The organism is Streptomyces sp. I05A-00742, from assembly GCF_013055795.1.
GTDB lineage: Bacteria > Actinomycetota > Actinomycetes > Streptomycetales > Streptomycetaceae > Streptomyces.
Genome location: NZ_JABETO010000064.1, coordinates 1 through 23,849, shown reverse-complemented (window position 1 = coordinate 23,849; position 23,849 = coordinate 1). Strand labels below are relative to the sequence as shown.

24 protein-coding genes and 1 pseudogene are annotated in these 23,849 nt (G+C 73.1%); 10 read left to right on the top strand and 15 right to left on the bottom strand.

Features of this window, described 5'->3' with window-relative positions; translation table 11 throughout:
• Positions 1-264: 264 nt before the first annotated feature.
• Positions 265-564, bottom strand: a complete 300-nt coding sequence (locus HN013_RS31100; protein WP_171172184.1) for a hypothetical protein — start codon at positions 562-564, stop codon at positions 265-267.
• Between the two features lie 121 nt (positions 565-685).
• On the opposite strand from HN013_RS31100, the gene HN013_RS31095 reads away from it, so the two are divergent.
• Together HN013_RS31095 and HN013_RS31090 are read left to right on the top strand one after the other, a co-directional pair.
• Positions 686-1,054: an arsenate reductase family protein gene (locus tag HN013_RS31095; RefSeq protein ID WP_171172183.1), complete on the top strand. Its 369-nt coding sequence runs from the start codon at positions 686-688 to the stop codon at positions 1,052-1,054.
• A gap of 115 nt (positions 1,055-1,169) precedes the next feature.
• Complete coding sequence (locus tag HN013_RS31090; RefSeq protein WP_171172181.1) at positions 1,170-1,595, top strand: hypothetical protein; 426 nt, start codon at positions 1,170-1,172, stop codon at positions 1,593-1,595.
• Positions 1,596-1,611: 16 nt separating this feature from the next.
• Here HN013_RS31090 and HN013_RS31085 read toward each other — a convergent pair whose 3' ends face one another.
• Together HN013_RS31085 and HN013_RS31080 are read right to left on the bottom strand one after the other, a co-directional pair.
• Positions 1,612-2,820: a flavin-dependent oxidoreductase gene (locus HN013_RS31085; protein WP_171172179.1), complete on the bottom strand. Its 1,209-nt coding sequence runs from the start codon at positions 2,818-2,820 to the stop codon at positions 1,612-1,614.
• A complete protein-coding gene (locus tag HN013_RS31080; protein WP_171172178.1) occupies positions 2,817-3,194 on the bottom strand; it encodes a nuclear transport factor 2 family protein in 378 nt (125 codons plus the stop codon). Before HN013_RS31080 ends, HN013_RS31085 begins: the two co-directional genes overlap by 4 nt.
• Before the next feature lie 118 nt (positions 3,195-3,312).
• Between HN013_RS31080 and HN013_RS31075 the strand changes: the two are divergent.
• Both HN013_RS31075 and HN013_RS31070 read left to right on the top strand, forming a co-directional pair.
• Positions 3,313-4,185: pseudogene (locus tag HN013_RS31075) on the top strand (LysR family transcriptional regulator); the annotation flags it as partial.
• Between the two features lie 146 nt (positions 4,186-4,331).
• Positions 4,332-4,526, top strand: coding sequence for a hypothetical protein (locus HN013_RS31070; RefSeq protein ID WP_398981103.1), 195 nt, complete (start codon positions 4,332-4,334; stop codon positions 4,524-4,526).
• 115 nt (positions 4,527-4,641) lie between these two features.
• Here HN013_RS31070 and HN013_RS32530 read toward each other — a convergent pair whose 3' ends face one another.
• Entirely contained in the window at positions 4,642-6,327 is a 1,686-nt protein-coding gene (locus HN013_RS32530) for an ankyrin repeat domain-containing protein (RefSeq protein ID WP_212765033.1), read from the bottom strand.
• Between the two features lie 174 nt (positions 6,328-6,501).
• On the opposite strand from HN013_RS32530, the gene HN013_RS31060 reads away from it, so the two are divergent.
• Both HN013_RS31060 and HN013_RS31055 read left to right on the top strand, forming a co-directional pair.
• Positions 6,502-7,038: a DUF4240 domain-containing protein gene (locus HN013_RS31060; RefSeq protein ID WP_171172176.1), complete on the top strand. Its 537-nt coding sequence runs from the start codon at positions 6,502-6,504 to the stop codon at positions 7,036-7,038.
• Positions 7,039-7,160: 122 nt separating this feature from the next.
• A complete protein-coding gene (locus HN013_RS31055) occupies positions 7,161-7,850 on the top strand; it encodes a triacylglycerol lipase (protein ID WP_171172174.1) in 690 nt (229 codons plus the stop codon).
• 1,456 nt (positions 7,851-9,306) lie between these two features.
• On the opposite strand, the gene HN013_RS31050 is transcribed toward HN013_RS31055, so the two are convergent.
• Both HN013_RS31050 and HN013_RS31045 read right to left on the bottom strand, forming a co-directional pair.
• A complete protein-coding gene (locus HN013_RS31050) occupies positions 9,307-10,518 on the bottom strand; it encodes an acyltransferase (RefSeq protein WP_171172172.1) in 1,212 nt (403 codons plus the stop codon).
• 252 nt (positions 10,519-10,770) lie between these two features.
• A complete protein-coding gene (locus HN013_RS31045; protein ID WP_398981098.1) occupies positions 10,771-11,382 on the bottom strand; it encodes a TetR/AcrR family transcriptional regulator in 612 nt (203 codons plus the stop codon).
• 50 nt (positions 11,383-11,432) lie between these two features.
• On the opposite strand from HN013_RS31045, the gene HN013_RS31040 reads away from it, so the two are divergent.
• On the top strand, positions 11,433-12,299 hold the full coding sequence (locus tag HN013_RS31040) for a DUF2867 domain-containing protein (RefSeq protein ID WP_171172169.1): 867 nt from the start codon (positions 11,433-11,435) through the stop codon (positions 12,297-12,299).
• 97 nt (positions 12,300-12,396) lie between these two features.
• Here the strand turns inward: HN013_RS31040 and HN013_RS31035 are convergent, their stop codons facing one another.
• Positions 12,397-13,158, bottom strand: a complete 762-nt coding sequence (locus tag HN013_RS31035) for an AAA family ATPase (RefSeq protein WP_312018767.1) — start codon at positions 13,156-13,158, stop codon at positions 12,397-12,399.
• A 175-nt stretch (positions 13,159-13,333) separates the two neighbouring features.
• Between HN013_RS31035 and HN013_RS31030 the strand changes: the two genes are divergently transcribed.
• Positions 13,334-14,059, top strand: a complete 726-nt coding sequence (locus tag HN013_RS31030; RefSeq protein ID WP_312018766.1) for a class I SAM-dependent methyltransferase — start codon at positions 13,334-13,336, stop codon at positions 14,057-14,059.
• A 26-nt stretch (positions 14,060-14,085) separates the two neighbouring features.
• Here the strand turns inward: HN013_RS31030 and HN013_RS31025 are convergent, their stop codons facing one another.
• The 5 genes from HN013_RS31025 to HN013_RS31005 form a co-directional block, all read right to left on the bottom strand.
• A complete protein-coding gene (locus HN013_RS31025) occupies positions 14,086-15,297 on the bottom strand; it encodes a PQQ-binding-like beta-propeller repeat protein (protein ID WP_171172165.1) in 1,212 nt (403 codons plus the stop codon).
• A gap of 363 nt (positions 15,298-15,660) precedes the next feature.
• Positions 15,661-16,611 (bottom strand): sensor histidine kinase, encoded by a 951-nt coding sequence (locus HN013_RS31020; protein ID WP_171172163.1) that lies wholly within the window; start codon positions 16,609-16,611, stop codon positions 15,661-15,663.
• A 130-nt stretch (positions 16,612-16,741) separates the two neighbouring features.
• A complete protein-coding gene (locus HN013_RS31015) occupies positions 16,742-16,996 on the bottom strand; it encodes a WhiB family transcriptional regulator (protein WP_171172161.1) in 255 nt (84 codons plus the stop codon).
• Positions 16,997-17,172: 176 nt separating this feature from the next.
• A complete protein-coding gene (locus HN013_RS31010) occupies positions 17,173-18,057 on the bottom strand; it encodes an RNA polymerase sigma factor SigF (protein WP_171172159.1) in 885 nt (294 codons plus the stop codon).
• Positions 18,058-18,241: 184 nt separating this feature from the next.
• On the bottom strand, positions 18,242-18,412 hold the full coding sequence (locus HN013_RS31005; protein WP_171172157.1) for a hydrophobic protein: 171 nt from the start codon (positions 18,410-18,412) through the stop codon (positions 18,242-18,244).
• A gap of 197 nt (positions 18,413-18,609) precedes the next feature.
• On the opposite strand from HN013_RS31005, the gene HN013_RS31000 reads away from it, so the two are divergent.
• Positions 18,610-18,783, top strand: a complete 174-nt coding sequence (locus tag HN013_RS31000) for a CsbD family protein (RefSeq protein WP_171172155.1) — start codon at positions 18,610-18,612, stop codon at positions 18,781-18,783.
• Between the two features lie 66 nt (positions 18,784-18,849).
• On the opposite strand, the gene HN013_RS30995 is transcribed toward HN013_RS31000, so the two are convergent.
• The gene (locus HN013_RS30995; protein ID WP_171172154.1) at positions 18,850-19,299 is read right to left on the bottom strand and encodes an SRPBCC family protein; all 450 of its coding nucleotides are present in this window, start codon (positions 19,297-19,299) and stop codon (positions 18,850-18,852) included.
• Positions 19,300-19,512: 213 nt separating this feature from the next.
• Between HN013_RS30995 and HN013_RS30990 the strand changes: the two genes are divergently transcribed.
• On the top strand, positions 19,513-19,770 hold the full coding sequence (locus HN013_RS30990; RefSeq protein ID WP_171172152.1) for a hypothetical protein: 258 nt from the start codon (positions 19,513-19,515) through the stop codon (positions 19,768-19,770).
• A 37-nt stretch (positions 19,771-19,807) separates the two neighbouring features.
• On the opposite strand, the gene HN013_RS30985 is transcribed toward HN013_RS30990, so the two are convergent.
• The gene (locus HN013_RS30985) at positions 19,808-21,865 is read right to left on the bottom strand and encodes a phosphocholine-specific phospholipase C (protein ID WP_171172150.1); all 2,058 of its coding nucleotides are present in this window, start codon (positions 21,863-21,865) and stop codon (positions 19,808-19,810) included.
• Positions 21,866-22,139: 274 nt separating this feature from the next.
• A partial coding sequence (locus tag HN013_RS30980) for an FAD-dependent oxidoreductase (protein WP_171172148.1) occupies positions 22,140-23,849 on the bottom strand: 1,710 nt, incomplete at its 5' end.

Genomic DNA, 23,849 nt, shown 5'->3' with positions numbered 1-23,849 from the left:
TGCGGCCCCGCGGCGACCGCGGGGGCCCCACGGCGCCCGGGGCCGCGGCCGCCGCACGGGCCCGGGCGCCGGCGGCACGGGCACGACCGCGGCCGGGCCCGGGGACACCTGAGAGGTCGTCATACGACGACGCTAGGGACGGGCCCGGACCGGCGGATGACGGGCCGGGGGACGGGCGATGGCCGGAAGGTTACGGGCGGAGGCGGCGCCGCACGGAGAGCCGCCACCACCCGGGGAGCCTGGGGCCGGGAGGGAACAGCGGTGTCAGCGGCGGCCGGACGCCGCCATGGCCTCCTCGGCGCGGATGAGGGAACGCACCATCCGGCAGGTCGTGTTCGACGGGGTGTGCACGCCGATCCGGACGGCGACCCGCCGTATCCTGCGGTTGGTCGCCTGCTCGGGCCGGTACGCCCCGCTGTGCAGCAGGGCGATGGCGAGGCGCATGGCCTTCAGCCGGCGGTTGTGGGACTCGTACCACTCCCGGGGGTGGCCCGCGGGCAGACGCTTCTTCGGCAGCGTCGCGAGGGTGCACGGGTCGGTGAGCGGTGTGACTGCTGCGGCCATCGGCGTCCTCCTGACGAAGCGGTCGGGCGACCTCTTCACTACCCCTCCATTCTACTGCCGGGCACTGACAATCGGCCCAGCTCAGACGGGATTTGACGGGTCGGGGCGGTACCGTGGGCCCATGGAGATCTGGATCAACCCCGCCTGCTCGAAGTGCCGCTCCGCCGTCCGTCTGCTCGACGCGGAGGGCGCCGACTACACCGTCCGCCGCTACCTGGACGACGTCCCCGACGCGGCCGAGATCCGCGCCGTGCTCGACCGCCTGGGCCTGGAGCCGTGGGACATCACGCGGACCGCGGAGGCCGAGGCCGAGGAGCTGGGCCTCAAGGACTGGCCCCGCGACCCCGCCGCGCGGGACCGCTGGACCGACGCCCTCGCCGCGCACCCCAAGCTGATCCAGCGCCCGATCATCACGGCGGACGACGGCACCGCGGTGGTGGCCCGCACGGACGAGGCGGTCCGGGAGGCGCTGTCCCGGTCCGCCGGGTGACCGGGCGGCCCGGTGCGGCGTACGGCTCCGCCCCCTGCCCGGGACCCGGTGGACCCCGGGACCCGGGCACGGGATTGAATGGGCGTTTTCCCGTTCAAGAGGACAAGGAGCAGGCATGCCGCTGCGCAAGGCGACGATCCAGGAGCACGTGGGTCGGGCGGTGACCGAGGCGAACCCCTGGGACCAGCCGGTGGTGATGGTGCAGGGCGTCACGGGCCCCAACCCGATGGCGATGGCCTTCCTGACCAGCCTGTGGATCCTCTTCATGGACACCTACTTCGTGACCTTCACGCAGCAGGGCCTGCTCTTCCACCGCTGCGGCAAGTTCTCGAACCGCCCCAAGGAACTCGTCCTCGCCCTGCCGCACGACCAGGCCCGCCAGCTCGTCAGCGACGTGCGGATGGGCACCCTGTGGAGCTCCTTCCGCTTCTGGATGCCCGGCCGCGAGAAGCCGACGCGCATCAACGTCAACCGAGCCTGGCGGAACGAGCTCGACTACATGCTGCGCACGCTTGCCGGCGGTGCCCCGACGGGCTACTGAGCGCCGGCCGGACGCCTCACCGCGGCGTCAGCGACGGGCGGGCGTTGAGGGCCTCGGCGTCGCCGCCGGTCGTACGCCGGTAGACGTCGCTGATGCGGGCGTAGTGCTCGGTCGCGGTCCGCCCGGTGGCGCCCGCCCCTTCCTCGATGCCCTGGTTCATCGCCCGGTTGGCGTGGACCACGGCCGCCGTCGCCTCCCGGCGTTCGTCCGCGTACCGGACCAGCGCGGTCGGCACGTCGGCGCTCCGCGCGAGTTCGCGTGCGAGGAACCGGGCGTCCAGGATGGCCTGGGAGGCACCGTTCGCCCCCACCGGGTACATCGGGTGCGCGGCGTCGCCGAGCAGGGTGACCCGGCCGCGCCCCCAGGACCGCAGCGGTTCGCGGTCGGCCATCGGGTACTCCAGGATTCGGTCGGCGCCGGCCAGCAGGCCCGGAACGTCGAGCCGGTCGAGCGACCAGCCCGCGTAGTGGGGGAGCACGTCCGAGAGCAAGCCCGGGCGGTTCCAGCCGGCGTCCTCGCCCAGTGGCCCGGGAGGGGCCACCCGCACCAGACAGACCCAGTTGATCCGGTCGCGGCCGATCGGGTAGGCGACCAGCTCCGCGTCGCCGTCCCGCACGATGGCCATCGAACGGCCGGTGAGGAAGGGCTTCCCCGGGGACACCCCGCGCCACATCCGCACGCCCGACCACAGCAGCGGATCGTCGTCCGTCCGCAGCAGACCGCGCGTCACCGAGTGCAGGCCGTCCGCCCCGACGAGCACCTCGGCCTCCAGGACCTCCTGGCCGCCGGTCCGCCGGTCGAGCACCCGGACCCGCAGGGTGTCGCCGTCCTCCGTGAAGCCGGTCAGGCGCGTCGCGGTGCGCACGGCGTCCGCCCCCAGCCGTTCGCGCACCGCCGTGAGGAGCATCAGCTGGAGCTCACCGCGGTGGACCGAGTACTGCGGCCAGCGGTAGCCCCGGTCCAGGCCGAGCGGTTCCGAGTGCAGGACGGCGCCGGACGGGTCGCAGTAGACGAGCTCGGCGGGAGGCACGCCGATGGCGGCGAGTTCGTCGCCGAGCCCCAGTTCGGTGAGCTCGCGCACGGCGTGCGGCTGGAGGTTGATCCCGACGCCGAGCGGACGGATCTCCCGGACGCTCTCCACCACGGCCGCGTCGATCCCCGCGGCGTGCAGGCTCAGGGCCGCGGTCAGTCCGCCGATGCCCGCCCCCGCGACGAGCACGGTCATCGGTCCGCCTCCGCCTCCGGCTCGGGACGGTCGATGATCCGCACCCAACTGCCGTCCGGCTCGCGCCGCACGATCTGGACGCGGGTGCCCATGCCGTCGGAGGACCTGGTCGACGTGAGGGCGAGGTCGTTCCCGTAGTGGACCGTCGGCAGCGGCTCCTCCCGGGGGAACGGCAGCGGTACGTGCGCGAGCATCTGCTCGCACGCGGCGCGGATGGCCTCCCGGCCGACCGTCGCGCTGCCCGGCGGGAAGGCGAGGACGGCGTCGGGTGCGTAGAGCTCGGCCAGCCCGTCGGCGTCGCGGGCGTTGGCCCGCTCGACGAACAGCCTCGTCAAGTCCTCGGGGGTGGCGGCGCGTTCGCGGTTCTCGGTCATGGTGCTGTTCCTCTCTCAGGGGGTTGCTGCGGGGCTTCCGTTCCTTCTGTGATCAGCTTCCGCCGGAGCGCGCCAGAAGTCCAAGACATGAATGATCTGACTGCTAGCATCAACAGTTATGGAACTGCGTCAGCTCGAGTACTTCGTGACGGTGGTGGAGGAGCGGAACTTCACCCGGGCCGCCGAGAAGGTGCGGGTGGCCCAGCCCGGGGTCAGCGCCCAGATCCGCAAGCTGGAACGCGAGCTCGGCCAGGAGCTGCTCGACCGCTCCGGGCGGTCCGTCGTCCCGACCGAGGTCGGCGCTGCCTTCCTGCCGCACGCGCGCGCCGCGCTCGCCGCCGTGGAGCGCGCCCGGCTCGTCGTCGACGAGATGGCCGGACTGCTCCGGGGGCGAGTCGCCGTCGGCACGGTGACCTCGCACAACGCCGACCTGCCCGCGCTGCTGGCGGGCTTCCACGACGCCCACCCGGCGGTCGAGATCACCCTGGCCGAGGACACGACCGACCGGCTCGTCGAGGGCCTGCGCACCGGCCGGTTCGACGCCGCGATCATCAGCGTGGGCCGGGACGGCCCGGCGGGCATCGCCCTGCACGTGCTGGAGGACCAGCCGATCGTCGCGGCGGTCGCCCCCGGCCACGAACTGGCCGTCCACCCGGTCATCTCCCTCGACACCCTGCGCGACCGGCCGCTGATCAGCCTGCCCCGGGGCACCGGGCTGCGGGCCCGGCTCGACGAGGCCTGCGCGGCGGCCGGGTTCACCCCGCGCATCGCCTTCGAGGCCGGGGACCCGGCGACGCTCGCCGAACTCGCGGGGTACGGACTGGGCGCGGCCATCCTCCCCGGCGCCTTCGCCGCGGCCCGCGCGGAACTCCGGTCCCTGACCATCGACCCGCCGGCGCTCCGGGGCCGCCTCGCCTTCGCCTGGCGGACGGACGGGCCCGCCAGTCCGGCGGGCCGGGCCCTGATCGCGCGCGCGGAAGGCGCTGCCGGGTCCGCGGAAGCGGCGGGTGCCCACGGCCGAGGGGAACTGACGGTACGCCGGACGGGCCGACGGCGATGTCGGAGGGACCGCTTACGCTGCACCTCGCCGCGACATCACCGTCGGGCGTACCGCTTGCACCGCCAGAAGCCCTTGAGATGGTCTGCACGACCCCGCCGCGTCCCGTGGACGTGGAGCAGTTGTTCCCCGAAGTCGCCCAGTACCGCCGGGACGCCGTCCGGTTGCACCCCAGGGCCGGGAGCCCCGGCGTGCGGGAGAGCTCGCTCGGCGGCCCGCTGCTCCGGCCGCGGTCGGAGCCCTGGCCGCACTGCCGGGCACCGGGCGCGACGTGACGGTGCGGCATGCGGGTGGCGCGGTTGTCGAGTACGTCGCGTGGGACGAGACCACGCGGTCCGCTGTGGGCTGAGCCGTCAGGGGCCGGCGGTGCACCTGCCCGCGCCGGCCGGGTCAGTCGGCCGGCACGGTCACCGGTATCCAGCGGCTCGGCGGTCCGTCGACCGCGTCGGCGTCCTCCAGGCGCAGGCCCGTCCGGTGGCAGGCGTAGGCGAGGCAACCGGCGTCGATGGTGCCGTGCTCGCCGACCTGCCAGAAGCGGTAGAACCAGTGCTCGGGCGGGTCGTCGGCGGCGGGGGTCATGCCTATTTCCTCCTGGACCACCGTCCGTCCGTCCCGGGCGAAGGTGCCGAACGTGCCGCCGTTCGGATTGAAGTACAGGCCGTAGGCGGCTGTTCCGGCCGATACGGGCTCCAGAATCGCGGAGTCGGAGGGCAGGTAGCCCATGGGCTGCGTGAGCACACAGCCGCCGGGCACGTTTCTGACGCCCAGGTAGCGGAGGGACGCTTCGTAGTCGTCGGGGTCGAACGCGGCCGGTCCGGTGCCGTAGGGGCCGGGCTCGCGGGCGAGGTCCAGCGGTGGGAAGTCGGCCGGGTCGCCGCCCAGGCGTCGTATCACCTCGTCCTCGTCGATACCGGCGACGAAGGCCACGCCGAGACCGTCCGTCTCGGCGTCGGCGAAGACAGCCGTCAGCCGGTCGGCGTCCTTGTGCGCGGCGCGTTCCTCGGGGGTGAGGGGCTCCGCCCCGGGAAGGTCCTCGAACATCGGCGCGAGAGGGGTCAGGAAGGCCAGCCGCCCCGGTGACCAGTGGCCCACGAGCGGTTTCCAGGCGTCGGCCCCGGCTGCCAGCAGCACGGCCGCCGTGTCGGAGCGGGCGTAACGGACGGCCTCCCACAGGGGGGTGACGCCGGTGTGGTCCAGGAGATCGGGCCCGTCGGTGTGTTCCAGGAGCGCCGTGACGACTTCGGGTGATCCCCAGCCGGCGGCGGTGTGCAGGGGATGGGTGTCGGGGTCCTCCGGCACCGCCCCGGCCCGGAGCCGGGCCTTGATCAGGCCGAGGTCGGTCCAGTCGTCGAGGTCGATGCCGTACCAGTCGGCGCGGACCAGCGGGCGGTTCCCCGTCGGAGCTGCGGCCAGGAGGCCGGACGGGCTGCTGACGACGAGGCGGGGAGACGGCAGGGCGTCCCCCTCGGCGTCGGCCGGGCCGGTCAGCTCCGGCCAGATCTCGGTCACCCGGCGCGCGGCTTCGTCGAGACCGCTGGTGTCCAGGTCGGTGGCGGTCTCCGGGACGCCTTCGTCGGGCCACTCCAGCACCAGCGCCACGGGCCTGTCGGACGGTACGCAGGACAGGAGGAGACGCACGGGCCGGTGGAACTCGCTGCCGGAATCGGTGCCGTACTCCCGCAGGGTGACGGGCTGTTCCTCGTTCCCCGGCGGGAGCCACGGCTCACCGTCGAGGGTGGTCACCCGACGGCCGTCCGCCAGCCGCAGCCCCACCCGCAACGCCCCCGCGCCCTCCCGGCCGTACCAGAAACCCCCGAACACCTCATCCGTCCTCCTCTGCCGCCAGAAGACGTCCAGACACAGCGTCACCTCCTCCGGCCACACCTCCCAGCCCGCGAACACCACCCGCACCCGCGGCCCCGCACCCACCTGCGTCACCCGCGGCAGCACCGTCGGCACGTACCAGTCGGCAGGCGGCATGTGCCGGAACCGTGACCGCGACGGCCCGAGCTCGGTGAACTCCGGCTGCTCCGGCTCCGGTTCGTCCGGCACCACCAGACCGTCGAAGAATCCCATGCTGTCCTCCCCGCACCCGCCCTCACGGGTACTCGCACGACGATCGTGACAGAGGGGTCTGACAATGCCCTTGCGGAGCGGTGCGGGAGGGTCGTACGCCCCGTGCCGAGCCGACGGGCACGGCACACTGAACCCGGAGTGCCCTGTCAGTACCGGGTGGCATGCTCTGCAGTCATGAACAATCAGCAGTTCTGGCAACTGATCGCGACAGCGCGCGACCAGACGTCCCGTCCGGACGACGAAGAAGCGGTTGTCCGCCGGGCAACCTCGCTGTTGGCCGCACACCCGGCCGAGGAGATCGTCGCCGCTCAGCAGGTGTTGTGGGACCTGATGGCCGACTCCTACACGAATCCTCTGTGGGCCGCTGCCCATGTGGTCAACGGCGGATGCTCCGACGACGGCTTCGACTACTTCCGCGGCTGGCTGATCGGGCAGGGACGCGAGGTCTTCGAGCGCACAGTCGCCGACCCCGATGCCCTCGCGGAAGTGCCCGTCGTGCGAGCTTCAGCGGCCGACGGACTCGATCTCGACGGTGAGGAGGTGCTGAACATCGTCCGGAACGCACACATCATGGCGACGGGTAAGGAACTCCCTGACGAGGCGTACACCATCCGGTACCCGGAGCTGGACCCCGCTTGGGACTTCGACTTCGACGACCGAGAAGAAATGGCTCGCCGACTGCCACGCCTGGCAGCTCTCTACCCGGAGTAGCGGAGAACCGCGATCACCAGACGCCGTACCCCGGCCGAACTGGCGCCCCGACGCCTTGGCAGCGAACTGCCGTCCTGCCATAGTCCGTACCGCCCGTCACGGACAACCCGGGAGGTGCGTTCATGCGCGGTGTTCTCGTGGCCGTCCTCGCCGCCGCCCTCGGCACGACGGCGGCCCCCGTCGCCACCCCCGCCAGTGCTCTTCCACCGCCGCCGGATCCGGTGGTCTTCGTTCACGGGCGGAACGCGGGGCCCGGTGTCTGGGGCTCGATGCGGGAGGCGTTCACGGCGGCCGGGCACCCTGGCGACCGGCTGTTCGCGTGGTCGTACGACACGACGCGGTCGACGAACGAGACGCTGGGCGCGGAGCTGTCGGCCTATGTGGACACGGTGCTGGCCCGGACGGGTGCGAAGCGGGTGGACCTCGTGGCCCACAGCCTGGGCAGCCTGCCCGCCCGTTGGTACGTCAAGTTCGGGGAAGGGGCGGGGAAGGTCGGCCACTGGGCGTCCTTGGCAGGCCCCAACCACGGGACGAGCGTTGCCTATCTCTGTGCTCTGTGGGACCAGGGATGCCGGGACATGACCCCCGACTCGTACGTCCTGAGACGCCTCAACGAGGGCGATGAGACCCCCGGACCGGTGCGGTACGCCACGTGGTGGTCGTCCTGCGACGAGCAGATCAAGCCGGCGACCAGCACGCAGCTGTCCGGGGCCGTCAACACCGCGACCGGCTGCCTCAAGCACAACGACCTCCTCACGGATACCGCCACGGTCCGTCAGGTGCGTGACTTCCTCACCGGACAGGACCGCTGACGTTGCATGCCGGCAGTGCTGGAAGTCCGCGAGGGGCGGGCGAAGAGCCCCGGACGTGACAGCAACCGGTGCTGATGCCCGCTCAGGCCGGCCGACTGCCTGATGGGCGCCGTCGGGCGGTCCTCTCCCCGGCAGTTGGAGTATCCGATGAGGCGATCACCTCGTTAGCGGGGCGGAACCGTCCCTCTGCGACCGTCCTGCCGCTCGTTGCGAGCCTGCACGGTCGCAGTCCGACTGACGCAACACCGGAGGTGTGCTCGTGTGGCGACCAACGCGTAGGAGCCTGAAGGCGATCGGAGCGTCGGCTGTGGCCGTGGCAGCACTGGCGATGACACCGCAGCCAGGACACGCCGCCCCCGCTCACGGCTATCAGGTGTTCACCGGCATCAGCGGCACATGGGCTCCGCCTGAGGGAGTGACGAGCGCCACTGCCTACGTGTGGACCTCGGGAGGCGGAGGGGGCGGTGGCGGAGGTGCCGGTGGTGGAGGCGGCGGGGAAGGCTGGAAGGCAAGCCCGACCACCCATGGCCACCTCGGAGGCAAGGGCGCCAGAGGCGCGAGCGGCTCGGGTGGCGCGGGCGGCGGTGCCGGCTCCCTCTTCTCGTGCCACATCCGCCGCCTCGGCACATACGAGTTCCTGCGGATCGTCAACGGGGAGGGCGGCGGCGGAGGCTCCCAGGGCCGGGGTGGCAGCGGCGGTAGGAGCGGACATGACTTCTTCGGCGGTGACGGCTCGGCGGGAACGCGCGGCACCCCGGCGCCCTTCGCTCACCAGGGAGGCCAGTCCCGGATCTCCGTGATGTCCATCCTGCGTTCTTATTCCTTCCCCTATACGTGGGCCAACGGCGGGACCGGTGGGGGCGGCGGCCTGGCCGGTGAGGGCGGAAAGGGCGGCAGCGAGACCAACCGCACACCCGCGGGTGCCGTGCCTGCCGGCGCGCAGGGGCGAGTCGGCCGACCTCACCTGGAGACGCGCGGTTGCCGGCTGCTGCAAGCGGGCACCACCGGACGTCCGGGCCAGGGCGGAACCTTCTACGGCGGGCTGCCGGGCGCGGGAGGAACTCTGACGGCTGGCATCACGCTGCCCGGTGGGGCGCGGTACGTGCCCCCTGCCGGGACCAGCAGCGGCGGCAACGGCGGGCAAGGGGGCTTCCCCGGGGCCGGCGGCGCAGGAGGCGTCGACCTGGGCACCGGGAGCAAGTCCGGCCAACATGGACAAGACGGTGTCCCCGGCTCCCCGGGCCGGCCCGGAGTCACCGTCATCACCTGGTGACCCCGCTTCACCGCCTGACAAGCCGATACATCCGGCGGTGATCTCGCGGCACTCCGGCTCGGTGGTGGATCTGGTTGAGCGGACAGCGCTGGGCGGTCTGTGGGAGGTGTTCCAGCGTGTCGTGCCGCCGACGCCCGCCGCCTTGCGGACGGACCGGGGTCGTGAAAGTGGCGGCCGAGGCCGTCAATACACCGCGGGTTCCGACTCCGGTGACGGGAGCTCGGGCCGCCCGGCCCGGCCGCGGGCGACGAGGCGTCCGGGCACCCCCGCCGCCCGCGCGGCCCGGCGGGGGCGTGCCGGGCGTTCGTACCGGTGGAACACCCGCCACAGACCCAGCAGGACGAGGGCGAAGAGCGGCAGCCAGAGGAGCCGGGCCGCGAGCCGGCCGGGGCTGTCCGGCAGGGTGTGCAGTCCGGGCAGCGGGCCCGCCGCCAGGGCGGTCGTCGTGACCGCCATCATCGCGGTCTGGTGCCACAGGAAAACCGTCATGGCGGACAGGTTCACCAGTGTCACCGCGGCCCAGGCCGCGGGGCGCCGCATCGCGCGGCGCAGCGGTTCGCGCAGTGCGAGGGCCAGGCCGCACTGGGCGAGGCCGAAGGTGACGGCGGCCAGGGTGGGCGGGCTGAGGTTCGAGACGGCAGCGCCGGGGACGCCCACCATGGCGGCCGGGTAGCCGCAGAACAGGACGAGGACCGCGGTCGCCGCCGCGCCGGCCGCGAACAGTGGCCATCCGGAACGCCGTCCGGCGAACCGGCCGCGGGACCGGGCGGCGCCGAGGGCGTACGGGACGAGCCAGCCGGCCCCGACGTTGGTCCAGCCGGTCCAGGACGGCCCGCCGAGCCCGAAACGGACCGCGTCCACGGCCACGACGACGGCGAGCGGCCAGAGGGGTCCGAGCCGGGAGGCGAGCGGAGTGAGTGCCGTGAGCGCCGCGAACACCAGGAGGAACCACAGGGGCGACACGACCAGGTTCACCAGGGTGCGCAGGCCGGCCGGGGCCGCCCCGGCGGCGAGCGCCACGGCGCAGACCACGGCCCACACGGCGAGCACGGCGGTGACGGGCCGGCCCAGCCGGGCCAGCCGGCCGCCAAGCCAGGACCGGTAGGACGTCCCCCGGGCACGGGCCGACGCGTATCCGCGCGCGCCGCAGACACCGCCCACGAAGAAGAACAGGGCGAGCGTCTGGAACAGCCAGGACATCGGGGCCAGCCGGGGCAGGCGCTCCAACGGGCTCGCCCCGCGCAGCCCGCCGTCACCCGGCACCAGCGCGGTGACCAGCCAGTGGCCCAGCACGACCCCCAGGATCGCGAGGGCCCGCAGCGCGTCGAGCGCGCGGTCGCGGTCCGGCGGTGTCGCCTTCTCGATGTGGCGGGCCAGGGCGCGGGGTGCGGGCATGGCGTCTTCCCTCCGGGTCCTTGCGGGTGGAGGGAAGGTAGGAGCGGGGGCGGGCGTCCGGCGTCACACCGGGGAGCCATGTCGCGGCTGCCACCGGGGTATGACGGGTACGGGGCGTCCGGCGACGCGAGGCTGCCGGCAAGGTGCGCGGTGTGGACGGATCCGCGAGGTCGTCGGAGCCCGGATGCCCGCCCCCCGTACCGTCCGGACTCGCCGCGCGCCGGCCGGTGGACGCGGTCCGACGGGCAGCGCTCAGCCCATCGGCCCCGGCTCCGGCCGGAGCAGCGTGTCCATCACCCCGTCCAGGTAGGCGGAGAGTTCGGCCCCGGCGGGCAGCGCCGTGGGGACCGCGCGGCCGAGGTGTGTCTGGCCGAGGAAGGCGGTGTATCCCAGCAGTGCCCGGCGGCGCGCCTCGCCCGGCGGGAAGCCGAGCTCGGCGAACAGCTCCGCGAGGTAGGCGAGCCGGCGGTCGGTGACGCGTCGCAGCACGGCGGCTACTTGAGGGTGGGAGGAGGTGGCCAGCAGGGAGACCTCCAACGGGTCCCGGGCGGCGGCCTCCGTGGCCTGGGCGAAGAGCCGCCGCAGCCGCTGCCGGGCGTCGGGCTCCGCCTCCAGTGCCACGATCACGTCCTCGGTGCGGGACTCCTCCCACCGGTCCAGCGCCGCCGCGATCAGGGCGTCCCGGTTGGCGAAGTGCCAGTAGAAGCTGCCCTTGGTCGTTCCCAGCCGGACGGCCAACGGTTCGACGGCGACGGCCGCCAGACCGCCCTCGCCGATCGCGGCGAGTGCCGCCTCCGCCCAGTCCCGGGCGCTCAGCCGTGTGCGCCTGCCGCCTTCCGGCCCCTCGGCCCGCCGTCGCGTCATGTCCATACGCTACCGTACAGTTGACCGTACGCCATCGTATGGAGGGCGCGATGCACGCTGTCCACACCACCCACGAACGCGTCGTCGAGGCGTCCGCCGCCACCGTCGGCGCCCTGATCGAACGTCTCTCGGCCGACGACGACCCCCTGTTCCCCACCCCCGCCTGGCCGCCCATGCGCTTCGACCGCCCGCTCGGGCCCGGCGCCGACGGCGGACACGGGCCGGTCCGGCGCGTCGCCTTCGCCTTCACGCCGCCCTCGAACGGCGGCCACGAACTGACGGTTCGTCCCCTGCCCGACGGGCGGTGCCTCGTCCGGCACACCCTCCACCAGCGGCGGAACACCGCCGAGCGGCTGATGTGGAACCTGGTGATCCGCCCGCTCCACGACACCGTCGTGGCAGAACTCCTCGACAACCTCCAGCTCGCCGCCACCGGCGCACCGCCCGAGCCCACCCGCTGGACTCCCCGTGTCCGGCTGCTCAACCGGCTGCTCTGGGAGCGGCCCACCGCCGTGCCCCTCCCGGCCGGCGCCCGCCTCGCCCACGGGGCCTTCGCACGGCCCGACTTCGCGGACGCCTGGCGGCTGCCCCTGCGCCCCGGCATGCCGCGCGACCCGCGCCGGTGGGAGGACACCCTGCCGTTCCCCGTCCTCCACCGCGACGACACGGAGGTCGTCCTCGGCAAGAACGCGCCCCACCTCGACTTCCGAGCCTCCGTCCGGGTCGAGGACGACCACGTCACCCTCAGCACCGTGGTACGGACCCACAACCGGCTGGGCCGCCTGTACTTCGGCCTCGTCCGGCACGTCCACCCGGCCATGGCCCGCCTCATGCTGCGCCGCGCCCACCGCCGGCTCGCCCTCGCCGCCCCGGCCGCCGCCGCACGCCACCGGACGCCGGCCGGCCCGGGGCGCTGACCACGGCGGCCTCCGGCGTCCGCCGCGATCCGGGCCTCCGCGCCGGGTGGCGTCCCTGCCTGACGCCGGATCCCATGCCTGACCTGACGCCGGGCGCTCAAGGCCGGGCCTGACGGGGGACGTCCAACTCCGGGCCTGACGCCGGGCGTCCAACCCCGGGCCTGACTCCGGACGCCTGACGCCCGGCCCGGCGCCGGAACTCGACGGCCCGTACGTGCTCCCGCGTCGTACGGTCCAGCAGCACGACCGAGGCCGCCTCCGGCACCGGGCCCCCGTCGCCCCCCGCGGCACCCGGCGCGGAGAGGGCGGCCACCAGGCGCCGCAGCCCCCGCCGGTGCCGGTCGAAGACCCGCGGACGGGCGCGACGGCCGCGCGCCTCCTGCCCGGCGAGGGCCTCGGCCGCCCCGACGTCCAGGAGCACCAGGTGCAGTTCACGCCCCTGACTCCCGGCCTCCCGCGCGAGCCAACGGCGCATCCAGGCGCGGCTCCCGCAGTCGTGCACGAGGAACGGCCCGCCCGCGCGGACCCCCGCCCGCAGCCGGCGGACGTACACCAGACGCGCCCACGGGCGGTACACGGCGTACGGGAGGAAGGACGGCATCACGGCCTCGCACGCGACGTGGACGTCCCGCGGGTCGACGACCGACGCGGCCCCGGACCACCTGCGGATCAAGGTGCTCTTGCCGCTGCCGGGCAGCCCGGAGACGACCACCACGGCGTCGGCCGGGTACGACAGCAGCGCCGGTGCGCGCTCCTTCCCCCGCAGGTCCACCAGGCCCCTCGGACGCAGCACCGGCGCCGGCTCCCCGGGCGGCACCTCCTGTACGGCGGTCGCGGCCGGCCTGCGTATGTCGTCCACTGCTTCCACGGTCCCTTCGGTCACCAGCCCTGACGCCCCCGCGTCGCAACACCGGAGCTTCGCACAAGACGCCGAGGGACCGCGGGCGGTTGCCGCCGCCTCCCGTGCGGACCGTCCCGTTCCCGGGCGGGACCACGGAGCGTGACCCGCCCCGCGGGCGTTCGTTGGGGCAGCCGTGACCGACGACATGCCCCGGGGCGGGCCGAACGCCGCATGGTGGGACCGGTTCTACGAGACGGACCGCACCGAGTACATCGACCGCCCCGAGGCCGGCCCGCAACGCCGCCGGGTGCTGCGCAGGCTGGCCCGGCTCCAGCGGCTGACCCTGGCCCACCGCTCGTTCAGCGGACTGGTCCTGGCCCAGGTGCGGGACGCCCCCCATCCGCGCATCCTCGAACTGGGCGCCGGAAACGGCCACTTGGCACGGCAGGTGCTCGACCGGCACCCCGCCGCGCGGCTCACCGTGAGTGACGTCGGACACGAAACCGTCGAGACGCTGCGCGCGGGCCCGCTGGGCCGCCACGGGCGGGCCACCGTCGCCCGGCTCGACGCCACGGCGATCGACGAACCCGACGGCTCCTACGACCTCGCCGTGCTCAGCCTGTCCCTCCACCACCTGCCGCCCGGGGGAGTGGCGGCCCTGCTGCGCGAAGGCACGCGCGTCGCAAGCCGGTTGCTGATCGTCGACGTGTGGCGCCACCCGGCGTGCCTGGCCGCGGCCCCGCTGATCCTCCTCTGCGGCGGACCGGTCCTGGCACACGACGGCATCATCAGCCTCCGCAAGGCGTACGGCCCGGCGGCACTGCACCACCTGGCCGGGGCCTGCGGCGCCCCCGTCGCGCTGCGCACGCGGTTCGTGCCGCCGGCGTACCTGGCGGCCGTCGCGAGCCGCCGGAGGTGAGAGGCGACCGGGTCACCGGACGGCCGTCACCACAGCCGGAACATCTGCGCCGGGTGCCAGTTCTGCCCGCCCCACCCGGAGACCCGGACCAGGCGTCCGTCCTCGTCGATGTGGTAGCGGCCGGACATGCCCGCCTGGTAGCCGTACAGCCGGCGCACGGCCTCCACCGTGCCGGTGGCGCCCCTGAGAAGGTGGACGTGGACGGTGCCGTCCGGGCCCTCGGAGTTCTCCAGCTTGCTGACAGCGAGGACGTGGTCACCCCACCGGGTGACGCCCGTGATCGTTCCCCGGGACTCCCATGTCCAGCGTGGCGTGCCGCCGTCGACGGCGAACGCGGTCAGGTGGTCGTGGTGCGCGTGGGGCGGGCGCGCTTCCATGACCACCACGTCCTGGACGGCGGTCACGGGCTGGTCCTCGGGGAAGCCGTAGTCGGAGGGGAAGAGGAGTTCGCCGTGCGGGCCGTCGACGGGTATCCGGGCGGTCGTCCGACCGTCCTCGGCGCTCAGGACCAGCACCGACCTCTCGGGTGAACGGCGTCCACCGCCCAGGCAGAGAAGGGCGAGGGGATCCTGGTGCAGGACGACGGTTCTCTCGACCGGACCCTCCAACCGCGGGCGGACCGTCCAGCGGACGGAGCCCTCAGCGGCGTCGAGGCAGCGGACCGTGAGCCGTCCGGCGTCCAGCGCGGTCTGGACGACGCCCGTCCGGCAGACGGCGAGCCGGCCGTCGCCCCGCAACGGCGGCACCCGAGGCCAGGCGATGTTCCCGCCGCGCAGGGAGCGGGCCGTGGGGACGCCCTTCGCCAGGGCGACCGCGCGGTCCCCGGCCACTGCCAGGGTGTCGGTGCCCCGCGACCAGGGGTCGTGGTACATGGAATGCGGGGCGGACCAGAGGGCGCTGCCGTCCGTGAGGTCGACCGCGGTGACCTCGTGCCGCTCCGGCCACTGTCCGTCGTCCTCCGCCGTGTGGAGGGCCAGACCGACCCCGTCCGCCGCGGTGCGGCTCATCGCGATCAGCGCCCTGCGGCCCGGAGCGATCCAGGACCAGCGCGGCTTCCCGGTCTCCACGTCGTAGGCGTGCAGACCGTCCGGACGGCCGCGGACCAGGAGGCCCGCCGTGCACCAGGATCCCGCGGCGTCGTGGTTCCGGCCGGTCGCGGCAGGAGCCTCCCAGGCGGGGCGCACCTGCCGCAACCGTCTCTTCTGTACGGTCTTCTCCATGCCAACCAGTGCCTCCATGGCAGGAGCATAAGCGCCGGTCGGCGCGCGATCCGGGCGGGATGCCCGACGGACGGCGGCTGCGGGGACGGGAGCGGGACCGTGAGGAAGGGCGGCATGAATCCCGAACCCTAAGCATTCATCCCGTTGCTCGCCCGGGCCGATCCGGCCGACCCGATCGCCGAGCGCGAGAGATTCGTCGGACACCCGGATTCGCCCTGTGCCTGCGCCACGGCGGCACCGCCGTCGCGGAGCCCGCGGACCGCCCGGAGTGGAGGCCGGCCATGCGGACGGCCCACGTCCGCGACCCCGAGGGCGACCTGGTCGAGCTCCGGTCCTACGAGGGCTGACGCACCGGCGGCGGGCCGGCGCGAACGGACCGCGTCAGGGCAGCGGCGCGCGGGTGAGGAGACAGCGGGTCGTGGTGCCGCCCGCGTGGGTGTGCGTGCGGACCAGGTCGCTGAGGGTGTGGACGAGCAGCAGGCCCCGGCCGCCCGGCCGGTCCGGCGTGGGCGGCCGGCGGCCGGCCAGCGGATCGGCGACATGGCCGCGGTCCTCCACCTCCCACACCACGTGGTCGGCCTCCGCCCAGATCCGCACCGTCCCGGAGCCACCGCCGTGCACCACGCTGTTGGTGGTCAGCTCGGCGACGGCCAGGGCGAGGTCGTCCCGGCGCCCGGGGGACAGCCCGAGCGCGGCGGCCCGCTCCACGACGACGCGCCGTGCTTCGGGCAGCAGCGCGCTGTCGAACGCGAAGGAGAGGACGCGCCCGTCGGGCGGGGGCGGCAACGGCTGGTTGTACACGGCGATGATGTGGTCCGGCGCGTAGGAGCCGCTGGGGCCGTTCCGGTCGCCGTCGATGATCACCGGGTGGGTGGCGTAGGCGTCGGCCACCGCCCGGGGGGCCAGCAGCGACGTGTCGTACGGACAGACGATCGTGACCCGGCGCCCCGCGAACGCGTGGTTGATCAGGGCCTCGTGCTGGACGCAGGCCGGGTACTCCGTGGCCGAGCGGCCCGCCCACACCGGTTCGCCGATGATCCGGACGTGCCGGTCCCGGTGCGCGTCGGCGAAGGCGCGCAGCACCCGGGGGATGATCCGTCCCGGATTGCGCCCCGCCTCCTCCATGTCGATGAACCGGACGTCCGCCCCGTCCGTGCCCAGTTCCGCCCGCAGCAGCTCCAGACGTGCCCGGGGAACGGCGACCGCCACCGGGTCGCCGGCCGTCAGACCCTCGCGGACGAACGCCGTGAGGGCGGAGACGTACTCCTTCCCGTCCCGGTAGAACAGCGCCGGGTGGACGAACGGCCCGGCCACGGCCGTCGTGTTGTTCACAGCGTCACCTCGATCACTGCCGGGTCGGGACCGTACGTCCGCCACGGTCCGGGAGCTACCGGAGCGGCCGTCGCGTGCGCGGGCGGTGGGCCGGGCGCACGCCGTCCTGCCGGGGTGGTCGACCACCGCACTAGGAAGAGGTACCCACACGGCGCCTTCCCGTCCCCCGCCGGAGCTCACGCCTGTCCCCTTCGCTCGTACCACCCCACACTCCGTACTCCTGACGGGTCTCCATGGCCCATCGCAGACATTCTTCCCTCACCGGGCAGCGCGCGCAGACCGATTTGGCCCCTTCGGTCTGCGCCAGGGCGGACACGCCCGTACCGATGGGGAAGAACAGGTCGGGGTCCTCCTCCGTGCACGCGGCATACTGTCGCCAGTCCACGTCGTTACCTCCGTTCCGGGAGTCCTCTCCTCACGCCTCGCCCGGAAGTCCGGAAATAACCCTGGAAGAAGACCTTCCTCCGTGCTCCGTGAGCACGAGATCGCCCCCCGCGGACCGGTTCCACGGTCGCGGGGGGCAACGTCATGAGCGGTGGTGCCGGCCGTCGGAGCCGCCGGTCACTGCTGCGCGAGCATGCGCTTGCGCAGCCGGGCGAGAGTGCGACTCAGCAGCCGGGAGACATGCATCTGGGAGATGCCGAGCTCCGCTCCGATCTGCGACTGCGTCATCTCCTGGCCGAAACGCAGTTCCAGCATCAGCCTTTCCCGGTCGTCGAGTTCCTTGAGCAGCGGCTTGAGGACGTGCAGTGCCTCGACCTTCTCCAGATTCTCGTCCACGGCGCCGATACGTTCCGACCACGAACGCGAGGTGTCGTGGCCGCGGGGTCCCGGCTCGGCGGGGGTGTCGATGGAATGGGCCGAGTAACCGTTGCTGGCGACCTGGGCCTCGATGACCTCGTCCTCGGACAGGTCCAGTACCTCGGCCAGTTCCTTGACCGTCGGCGAGCGGCCGAGACGCCCGGAGAGTTCCTCGGTCGCCTTGACAAGCTCCACCCGGAGCTCCTGGAGCCGACGGGGTACATGCACCGCCCAACTGGTGTCCCGGAAGAAACGCTTGATCTCGCCGGTGATGTAGGGAATGGCGAGGGTGGTGAATTCGACCTCGCGCGTCAGGTCGAACCGGTCGATCGCCTTGATCAGACCGATGGTGCCCACCTGGACGATGTCCTCCATCTGGTCGGAGCGGCCCCGGAATCGGCCGGCCACGTAACGGACCAGGGAGAGGTTCATCTCGATGAGGGTGTTGCGGACGTACTGGTACTCGTGGGTGCCTTCCTCAAGAACCGAGAGACGGTCCAGGAAGACCTTGTTCAGGGCCCGGGCGTCACGCGGGTCAATGCCCCCCGCGTCCTCCACCTGCGGCAGATCCACACCGAGAGGCCCACACGCCGCAGTGCCGCTCCGCGCGGCCCCGGCCGTCTGCGTCACGCTCGTGCTGGTCACGTGCGCCCTCCTTCAACTGTGCTTGTCAGTGCCGCTTCTGCCCCTGGTTCGCCGGGGCATGCGTGTGGGGGCGCCGAATTTCGGACGGAGTCCTACCGGTTCCGTCGGGGGGTGTACGTCGGGCCCGGCGGGAAGCGGATCCCCGCCGGGCCCGGTGAGGAGACGGGGCCGTGATGTCAGCCGGTCACCATCGATACCAGCGGCTCCTGCTGCCGCCGGAGTCGGCGGACCGCACCAGGAAGCCGAGCAGCCAGATGACGAGCACCGCCACGGCGACCCACCACAGAATCTTGATGGCGAATCCGGCACCGAAAAGGATCAGGGCGAGGAGCAGGACGAGAAGCAGGGGAACCATGGAAATCAACCTCCAACGTGTCGTCTTCCCGGTGGTTTTGCTTTTATCCCCCCGGCCATTGTTCATGCCGACTTCCTGTCACCCGTATACGGACTTGCGTACGGTTCCCCGTGATGCCGGTGACTGCTGGGTTTGTCAGGGGCGGGCGGGGGCAGCCGTCGGGATGTAAATGCCTCCGACGCAGAGGAGATATCACGATGAGCGCCCAGGAAAAGGCCAAGGCAAAGGCCGAGCAGACCAAGGGGAAGGTCAAGCGGGAGGCGGGCCGGGCCGTCGGCAACGAGAGCAAGGAGGCCGAGGGCCGGGCCGAGCAGGCCAAGGGCGACCTGCGGGGCGCCAAGGAGAAGGCGAAGGACGCGTTCCACGACTGACCGCGCGACGCCGTCCCGGAAGGGGCCACGGTCCTCGGACCGTGGCCCCTTCGCCGTGCCGACGGATCAGACCCGGCCCCGCCACCGGCCCGTCTCCAGGCCGCGCGCCTCGATGAAGGTCTTGAAACGCCGCAGGTCGCCCTTGGCCTGCCGGCGGACGAAGCCCAGCTTGTCCCCGACGGTGTCGACGACGCCCTCCGGCGTGTGCGCGAACTGGAGCATCACCTTGGTGCGGGTCGCGTCGAGCCGGTGGAAGGTGACGACACCGGCCTGCCGGACGTCGCCGTCCACCGTCGTCCAGGCCACCCGCTCGTCCGGGATCTGCTCGGTGATCACCGCGTCGAACTCCCGCCGGACACCGTCGGTGCTGGTCACCCAGTGCGTCAGCGTCGGCGTGCGCTGTTCGATCCGCTCGACGCCCTCCATGAATTGGGGGAAGTCCTCGAACTGGGTCCACTGGTTGTACGCCGTGGTGACCGGAACGGCGACCTCGATGGATTCCTCGATCTGCGACATGGTGCCTCCTTGGGAGAGGAAAAGGCGGTCACCTGGCGGTTGCCCGGGAATCCGGCGGCCAGACGTCCCCTTTCGGGCGGCCGGTGTCCCATTCGCCGCTGGAGAAACCTGTGTCCCTGCGGCAATGCCGTGCTCACCACGGGAATCGCGCCCTTTTCCACGCCCGTGCGCGCCCCGCAGAATGGGTGCGGCCGCGCGGAGGGGAGGAACCGGATGGACCGGGAGCACCCGGGGTTCGTCGCCCTTTCCGCGCGCCTGACGGGGCGGGGCGAGGACGAGTTGCGGGCGAGCGGGCTCGTCCGGCTGCACCACGACACCACGCTGGAGCGGGTCGGCCGGGAGGCCGTGGGCCGCTTCCTCGACGACCTCGACGCCGCGGACGGCGACCCGGACGCCCTCGTCGACGCGCGGTCGCGCGGGATCGCGCGGGCCATCGTCCACCTGTGGCAGACGGGCGCCTGGCCGCCCTGACCGGGGCCGGGCGGCCAGGACGCCGCGGTGGCCCGCCTCAGCGGGTGGCGACGGCCGGGTCGCTCACCCCGGAGGCACCCGTCTCCACATGCCCCGCGAACCGGCGCAGGAACGTGCCGTCCCCGGGGGAGACGACCGACACGTCGTACCAGCGGTTCCCCGCGCGAGTCCGCACCGTGTGCCGCACGGTGGCGCCCGGACGCACGGTCAGCGTCTCGGACGGGCCGCCGTAGGCGTCGGTGACGGTCAGACGGCACTCGGCGCCGCCCCGCTGGGTCAGGGTCAGATCGAGGTCTCCCGTGGTGGCGTTGTGACGGGCGGTGACCTCGGGGCCGGCGGTACCGCCGGGGCCTCTGAAGGCTCGCAGATAGCCGTTGGGGCCGTGCACCGTGAGGTCGTAGACGCCCTTCGAGTACGCCGTGTTCCAGGTGTCGGAGATCTGCTTGCCGGCCTCCGCGGTGTAGGTCCAGGGCCCGTCCGTGCGGTTGGCCGAGGTGACGAGGAACTGCGCGCCCGCCGCCGCCCCGCCGCTGAAGGCGAGGGTGAACCGGCCGGTGGCCGGTGTGGCGGAGCCGTCCGTGAACGGCGCGTAGCGCAGCGGGCGGGTGGGCCGCGATCCCGGTTCCTGCCGGGGGAGCGCACCCGTGGCGGGCGGCTTCGGGACGTAGTCGGGGTGCCGGAGGCGGTCCGGCGGCTCGTAGCCGGCCGTGGACGGCAGGGCGGCGGGCGCCGTGTGCGCCCTGCTGAAGTCGAAGGCCGCGGTGAGGTCGCCGCAGACGGCCCGGCGCCAGGGGGAGATGTTCGGTTCGCGCACCCCGAAGCGGCGCTCCATGAAGCGGATCACCGAGGTGTGGTCGAAGACCTCGGAACACAGGAACCCGCCGGTGCTCCACGGCGACACCACGAGCATCGGCACCCGCTGCCCGAGCCCGTAGGGGCCCGCGGTCCGTCCGGCGCCCCCCTTGAAGAGGTCGGGGCCGACGTCCACCGTGGACAGGCCCTGCGCGGCGGACGACGGGGGGTACGGCGGCACGACGTGGTCGAAGAAGCCGTCGTTCTCGTCGTACGTGATGAACAGCGCCGTCCGGCTCCACACCTCGGGGTCGGAGGTGAGGGCGTCCAGCACCTGGGCGATGTACCAGGCACCGTAGTTGGCGGGCCAGTTGGGGTGCTCGCTGAACGCCTCCGGAGCGGCGATCCAGGAGACCTGCGGCAGCCTGCCGGCCTTCACGTCCGCCTTGAGGACGTCGAAGAGGCCGTCGCCCTTCTTGACGTCGGTCCCGGTGCGGGCCTTCTCGTACAGCGGGTCGCCCGGATTGGCATCGCGGTACGCGGTGAAGTAGAGGAGCGAGTTGTCACCGTAGTTGCCGCGGTAGGCGTCGTCGATCCACCCCCACTTCCCCCGGGCGTCCAGGCCGTCGCCGATGTCCTGGTAGACCTTCCATGACACGCCGGCCTTCTCCAGCCGCTCGGGGTAGGTCGTCCACCCGTACCCCGCCTCCTCGTTCCCGAGGACCGGGCCGCCGCCCTTGCCGTCGTTGCCGGTGTACCCGCTCCACAGGTAGTAGCGGTTGGGGTCGGTGGAACCGATGAACGAGCAGTGGTACGCGTCGCAGAGGGTGAACGCGTCCGCGAGGGCGTAGTGGAACGGTATGTCCTCGCGCGTGAGGTACGCCATCGTGGTCGCCGTCTTGGCCGGTACCCACTGGTCGTAGCGGCCCTTGGCGAACGCCCGCTGCCCGCCCGCCCAGTCGTGGTTGAGGTCCTGGAGGAACTGCATGCCCAGGTGGTCGGCCTCGGGACGGAACGGCAGGATGTCCCGCCTGCCGTCCGACTGGTGCCAGACGGACTTCCCGCTCGGCAGCGTCACCGGCCGCGGGTCGCCGAAGCCGCGGACGCCCCGCAGCGAACCGAAGTAGTGATCGAAAGAGCGGTTCTCCTGCATCAGGACGACGATGTGCTCGACATCCCGCAGGCTGCCGGTGCGCCGCCGGGCCGGAATGGCCGCGGCGCGGGCGATGCTGCCGGACAGCGCGGTGAACGCGGCGGTGCCACCGGTGAGCTGCAGGAACCGCCGGCGGTCGATCTCTCCCATGGGCAAGGTGACCTCTGAGGGGTGTGGGGGAACGGACGGGGATGACGCGCTTCCAGGACAGCGAGGTGTACCGAAGGGGTGGTGGCGTCACCATGACGCCGGGCGGTACGCGAGGGGAACAGGGCGTCTCGGCCACATCGCTCGGCGGACCGTCCGGGATCCGGCGGGGGAGCCGTCGGCTGCACCCAGGGACCACGCCGTCACCGGTCCGGACGGCCTCGAGGCGTGGACGGCCGCCCATCGTGTGAAGCCGAACCGGCGCCCGGATCCGGTGTCACCCGAAGTCCAGGACGTGCGGCAGCCCCTGCCGCCAGCGCTGCCGGTCCAGGGCCTTGGCCGCGGCGAACTCCGGAGCCTCGTACCCCTTGAACGTCCGGACCTCTGCCCGTCCTGCGCCGGCCGCCGCCAGGACCCCGGTGGCGGCGCGGCGGCCGGCCTCGTTCGCCGTCTCCATGGACGTGAAGTCGATGTTGCTGTACGTCCGGACGTAGTCGGCGGCGAGGAAGAGGTTCGGGATCGCGGTGATGGCCTCGGGTCGCAGGTTCCAGGAGCCGGTGGAGTTGAGGAGGAACGGGTCGTCGTTGGTCAGCCCGTGACCGTCCTCGGCGATCGCCTCGTCCAGGTACCAGGAGTGCAGCAGCGAGTCGTCCAGCCCGCCGTGGTCCTCGAGGTGGGCCCGCATCTGCGCCCACACCTCGCGCGCGACCTCGGCGCGCGTGCACTGCCGGGCGGGTCTGCCGTAGAGGATGCCGGGCGTGTCCCAGTCGGAGATGTCCACCGACAGCGACTCCCGCACCTGCCCGTCGCCCCACGTCCGCTCGTAGGGCGCCCGCCACAGCCTGGACTGGCTGATCGAGGCCAGCTTCCACGGGGAGTCCACGTGGACGACGTGTCCCACGACGACGGGCGCGGGACGGCGCAGGAAGTACTGGATGCCGTTGGTCCAGGTCTGCCGCAGCCCGTCCATGGCCGCGAGACGCGGGTCGGCCGTCCGGAGTGCGGGGCTCCAGAGCCGGACTGCGCGGTCGGACGGGACGGCGAGCACGAACCAGTCGGCGTCGATCCGCTCGGCCTCGCCCCGCTCCGTACGGGCCGTGACGGAGGCGACGCGCCCGTCTCGCAGGTCGATCCGCTCCGCGGACCGGCCGAAGGCAAAGCGCGCACCGAGCGACCGGAGGTGCGCCGCCCAGGGGTCGAGCCAGGCCTCGCCGGTCGGCCCGTCGAAGACGCGGTCGAAGGGGCCGTCGCTGCCGCGCCCGGCGAGGTCGTAGAGAATGGATTCCATGCCCTGGCCACAGGTCCGGGTGCTGGCGGTCGGGGGCCGGAGCGCCTGGAGCAGCTGCACCCCGCCGCCGAGCAGCTTCTGGTAATCGGCTGACATGCGTTCGGCCCGGATGAAGTCCCACCAGGGCACGTGTTCCCACTGGCCGAAACGCCGTTCCGTGCAGCTGGTGAGCAGCATCACGGCCTGCTTGGCGAAGAACGCCGCCTCCCACGGCGGCAGGTGCGCGGCCTCCTGGAGCAGGCCGGCGAACGAGGCGATCAGCAGGTCGGTGTCGCCGAGCGAGGGCGGCGCCCACCGGTTGACGGGGAGGGGGATGTCCGGTCGCCCCGGAGTGCGGGCGAGTTCGATCCAGTTCACCGGGGTGAGCCGGGAGTGGACGGTCTCGCCACCGGGCAGCGGGATCCGCCGCAGGGTGTCCGGGAGGTTGTGGTAGAAGCCGAACACCCCGCGGTGCCCGTGCTCGCCGGGCAGGTCGCGGCGGCCACCGGTGCCGCTGTGGGGGACGTACAGCGAGCGCGCCTTGCCGCCGGGCACGGAACGGCGCTCGTACACCGTCACCGCGAAGCCCCGCTCCACGAGTTCGTGCGCCGCGGTGAGACCGCCGACCCCGGCGCCGATGACGGCGACGCGGCGGCCGTCGCCGTGCCGGGCGGCGGACCGCGCGGGCCGGGCCGGGGCCAGGGCGGCCCCCGCGCCCAG

Excerpts from the sequence above, each read along its gene's own strand:
- HN013_RS31100 (WP_171172184.1), bottom strand. The coding sequence starts at position 564 with ATGGCCGCAGCAGTCACACCGCTCACCGACCCGTGCACCCTCGCGACG.
- HN013_RS31095 (WP_171172183.1), top strand. The coding sequence starts at position 686 with ATGGAGATCTGGATCAACCCCGCCTGCTCGAAGTGCCGCTCCGCCGTC.
- HN013_RS31090 (WP_171172181.1), top strand. The coding sequence starts at position 1,170 with ATGCCGCTGCGCAAGGCGACGATCCAGGAGCACGTGGGTCGGGCGGTG.
- HN013_RS31085 (WP_171172179.1), bottom strand. The coding sequence starts at position 2,820 with ATGACCGTGCTCGTCGCGGGGGCGGGCATCGGCGGACTGACCGCGGCC.
- HN013_RS31080 (WP_171172178.1), bottom strand. The coding sequence starts at position 3,194 with ATGACCGAGAACCGCGAACGCGCCGCCACCCCCGAGGACTTGACGAGG.
- HN013_RS31070 (WP_398981103.1), top strand. The coding sequence starts at position 4,332 with ATGGTCTGCACGACCCCGCCGCGTCCCGTGGACGTGGAGCAGTTGTTC.
- HN013_RS32530 (WP_212765033.1), bottom strand. The coding sequence starts at position 6,327 with ATGGGATTCTTCGACGGTCTGGTGGTGCCGGACGAACCGGAGCCGGAG.
- HN013_RS31060 (WP_171172176.1), top strand. The coding sequence starts at position 6,502 with ATGAACAATCAGCAGTTCTGGCAACTGATCGCGACAGCGCGCGACCAG.
- HN013_RS31055 (WP_171172174.1), top strand. The coding sequence starts at position 7,161 with ATGCGCGGTGTTCTCGTGGCCGTCCTCGCCGCCGCCCTCGGCACGACG.
- HN013_RS31050 (WP_171172172.1), bottom strand. The coding sequence starts at position 10,518 with ATGCCCGCACCCCGCGCCCTGGCCCGCCACATCGAGAAGGCGACACCG.
- HN013_RS31045 (WP_398981098.1), bottom strand. The coding sequence starts at position 11,382 with ATGACGCGACGGCGGGCCGAGGGGCCGGAAGGCGGCAGGCGCACACGG.
- HN013_RS31040 (WP_171172169.1), top strand. The coding sequence starts at position 11,433 with ATGCACGCTGTCCACACCACCCACGAACGCGTCGTCGAGGCGTCCGCC.
- HN013_RS31025 (WP_171172165.1), bottom strand. The coding sequence starts at position 15,297 with ATGGAGGCACTGGTTGGCATGGAGAAGACCGTACAGAAGAGACGGTTG.
- HN013_RS31005 (WP_171172157.1), bottom strand. The coding sequence starts at position 18,412 with ATGGTTCCCCTGCTTCTCGTCCTGCTCCTCGCCCTGATCCTTTTCGGT.
- HN013_RS31000 (WP_171172155.1), top strand. The coding sequence starts at position 18,610 with ATGAGCGCCCAGGAAAAGGCCAAGGCAAAGGCCGAGCAGACCAAGGGG.
- HN013_RS30995 (WP_171172154.1), bottom strand. The coding sequence starts at position 19,299 with ATGTCGCAGATCGAGGAATCCATCGAGGTCGCCGTTCCGGTCACCACG.
- HN013_RS30990 (WP_171172152.1), top strand. The coding sequence starts at position 19,513 with ATGGACCGGGAGCACCCGGGGTTCGTCGCCCTTTCCGCGCGCCTGACG.
- HN013_RS30985 (WP_171172150.1), bottom strand. The coding sequence starts at position 21,865 with ATGGGAGAGATCGACCGCCGGCGGTTCCTGCAGCTCACCGGTGGCACC.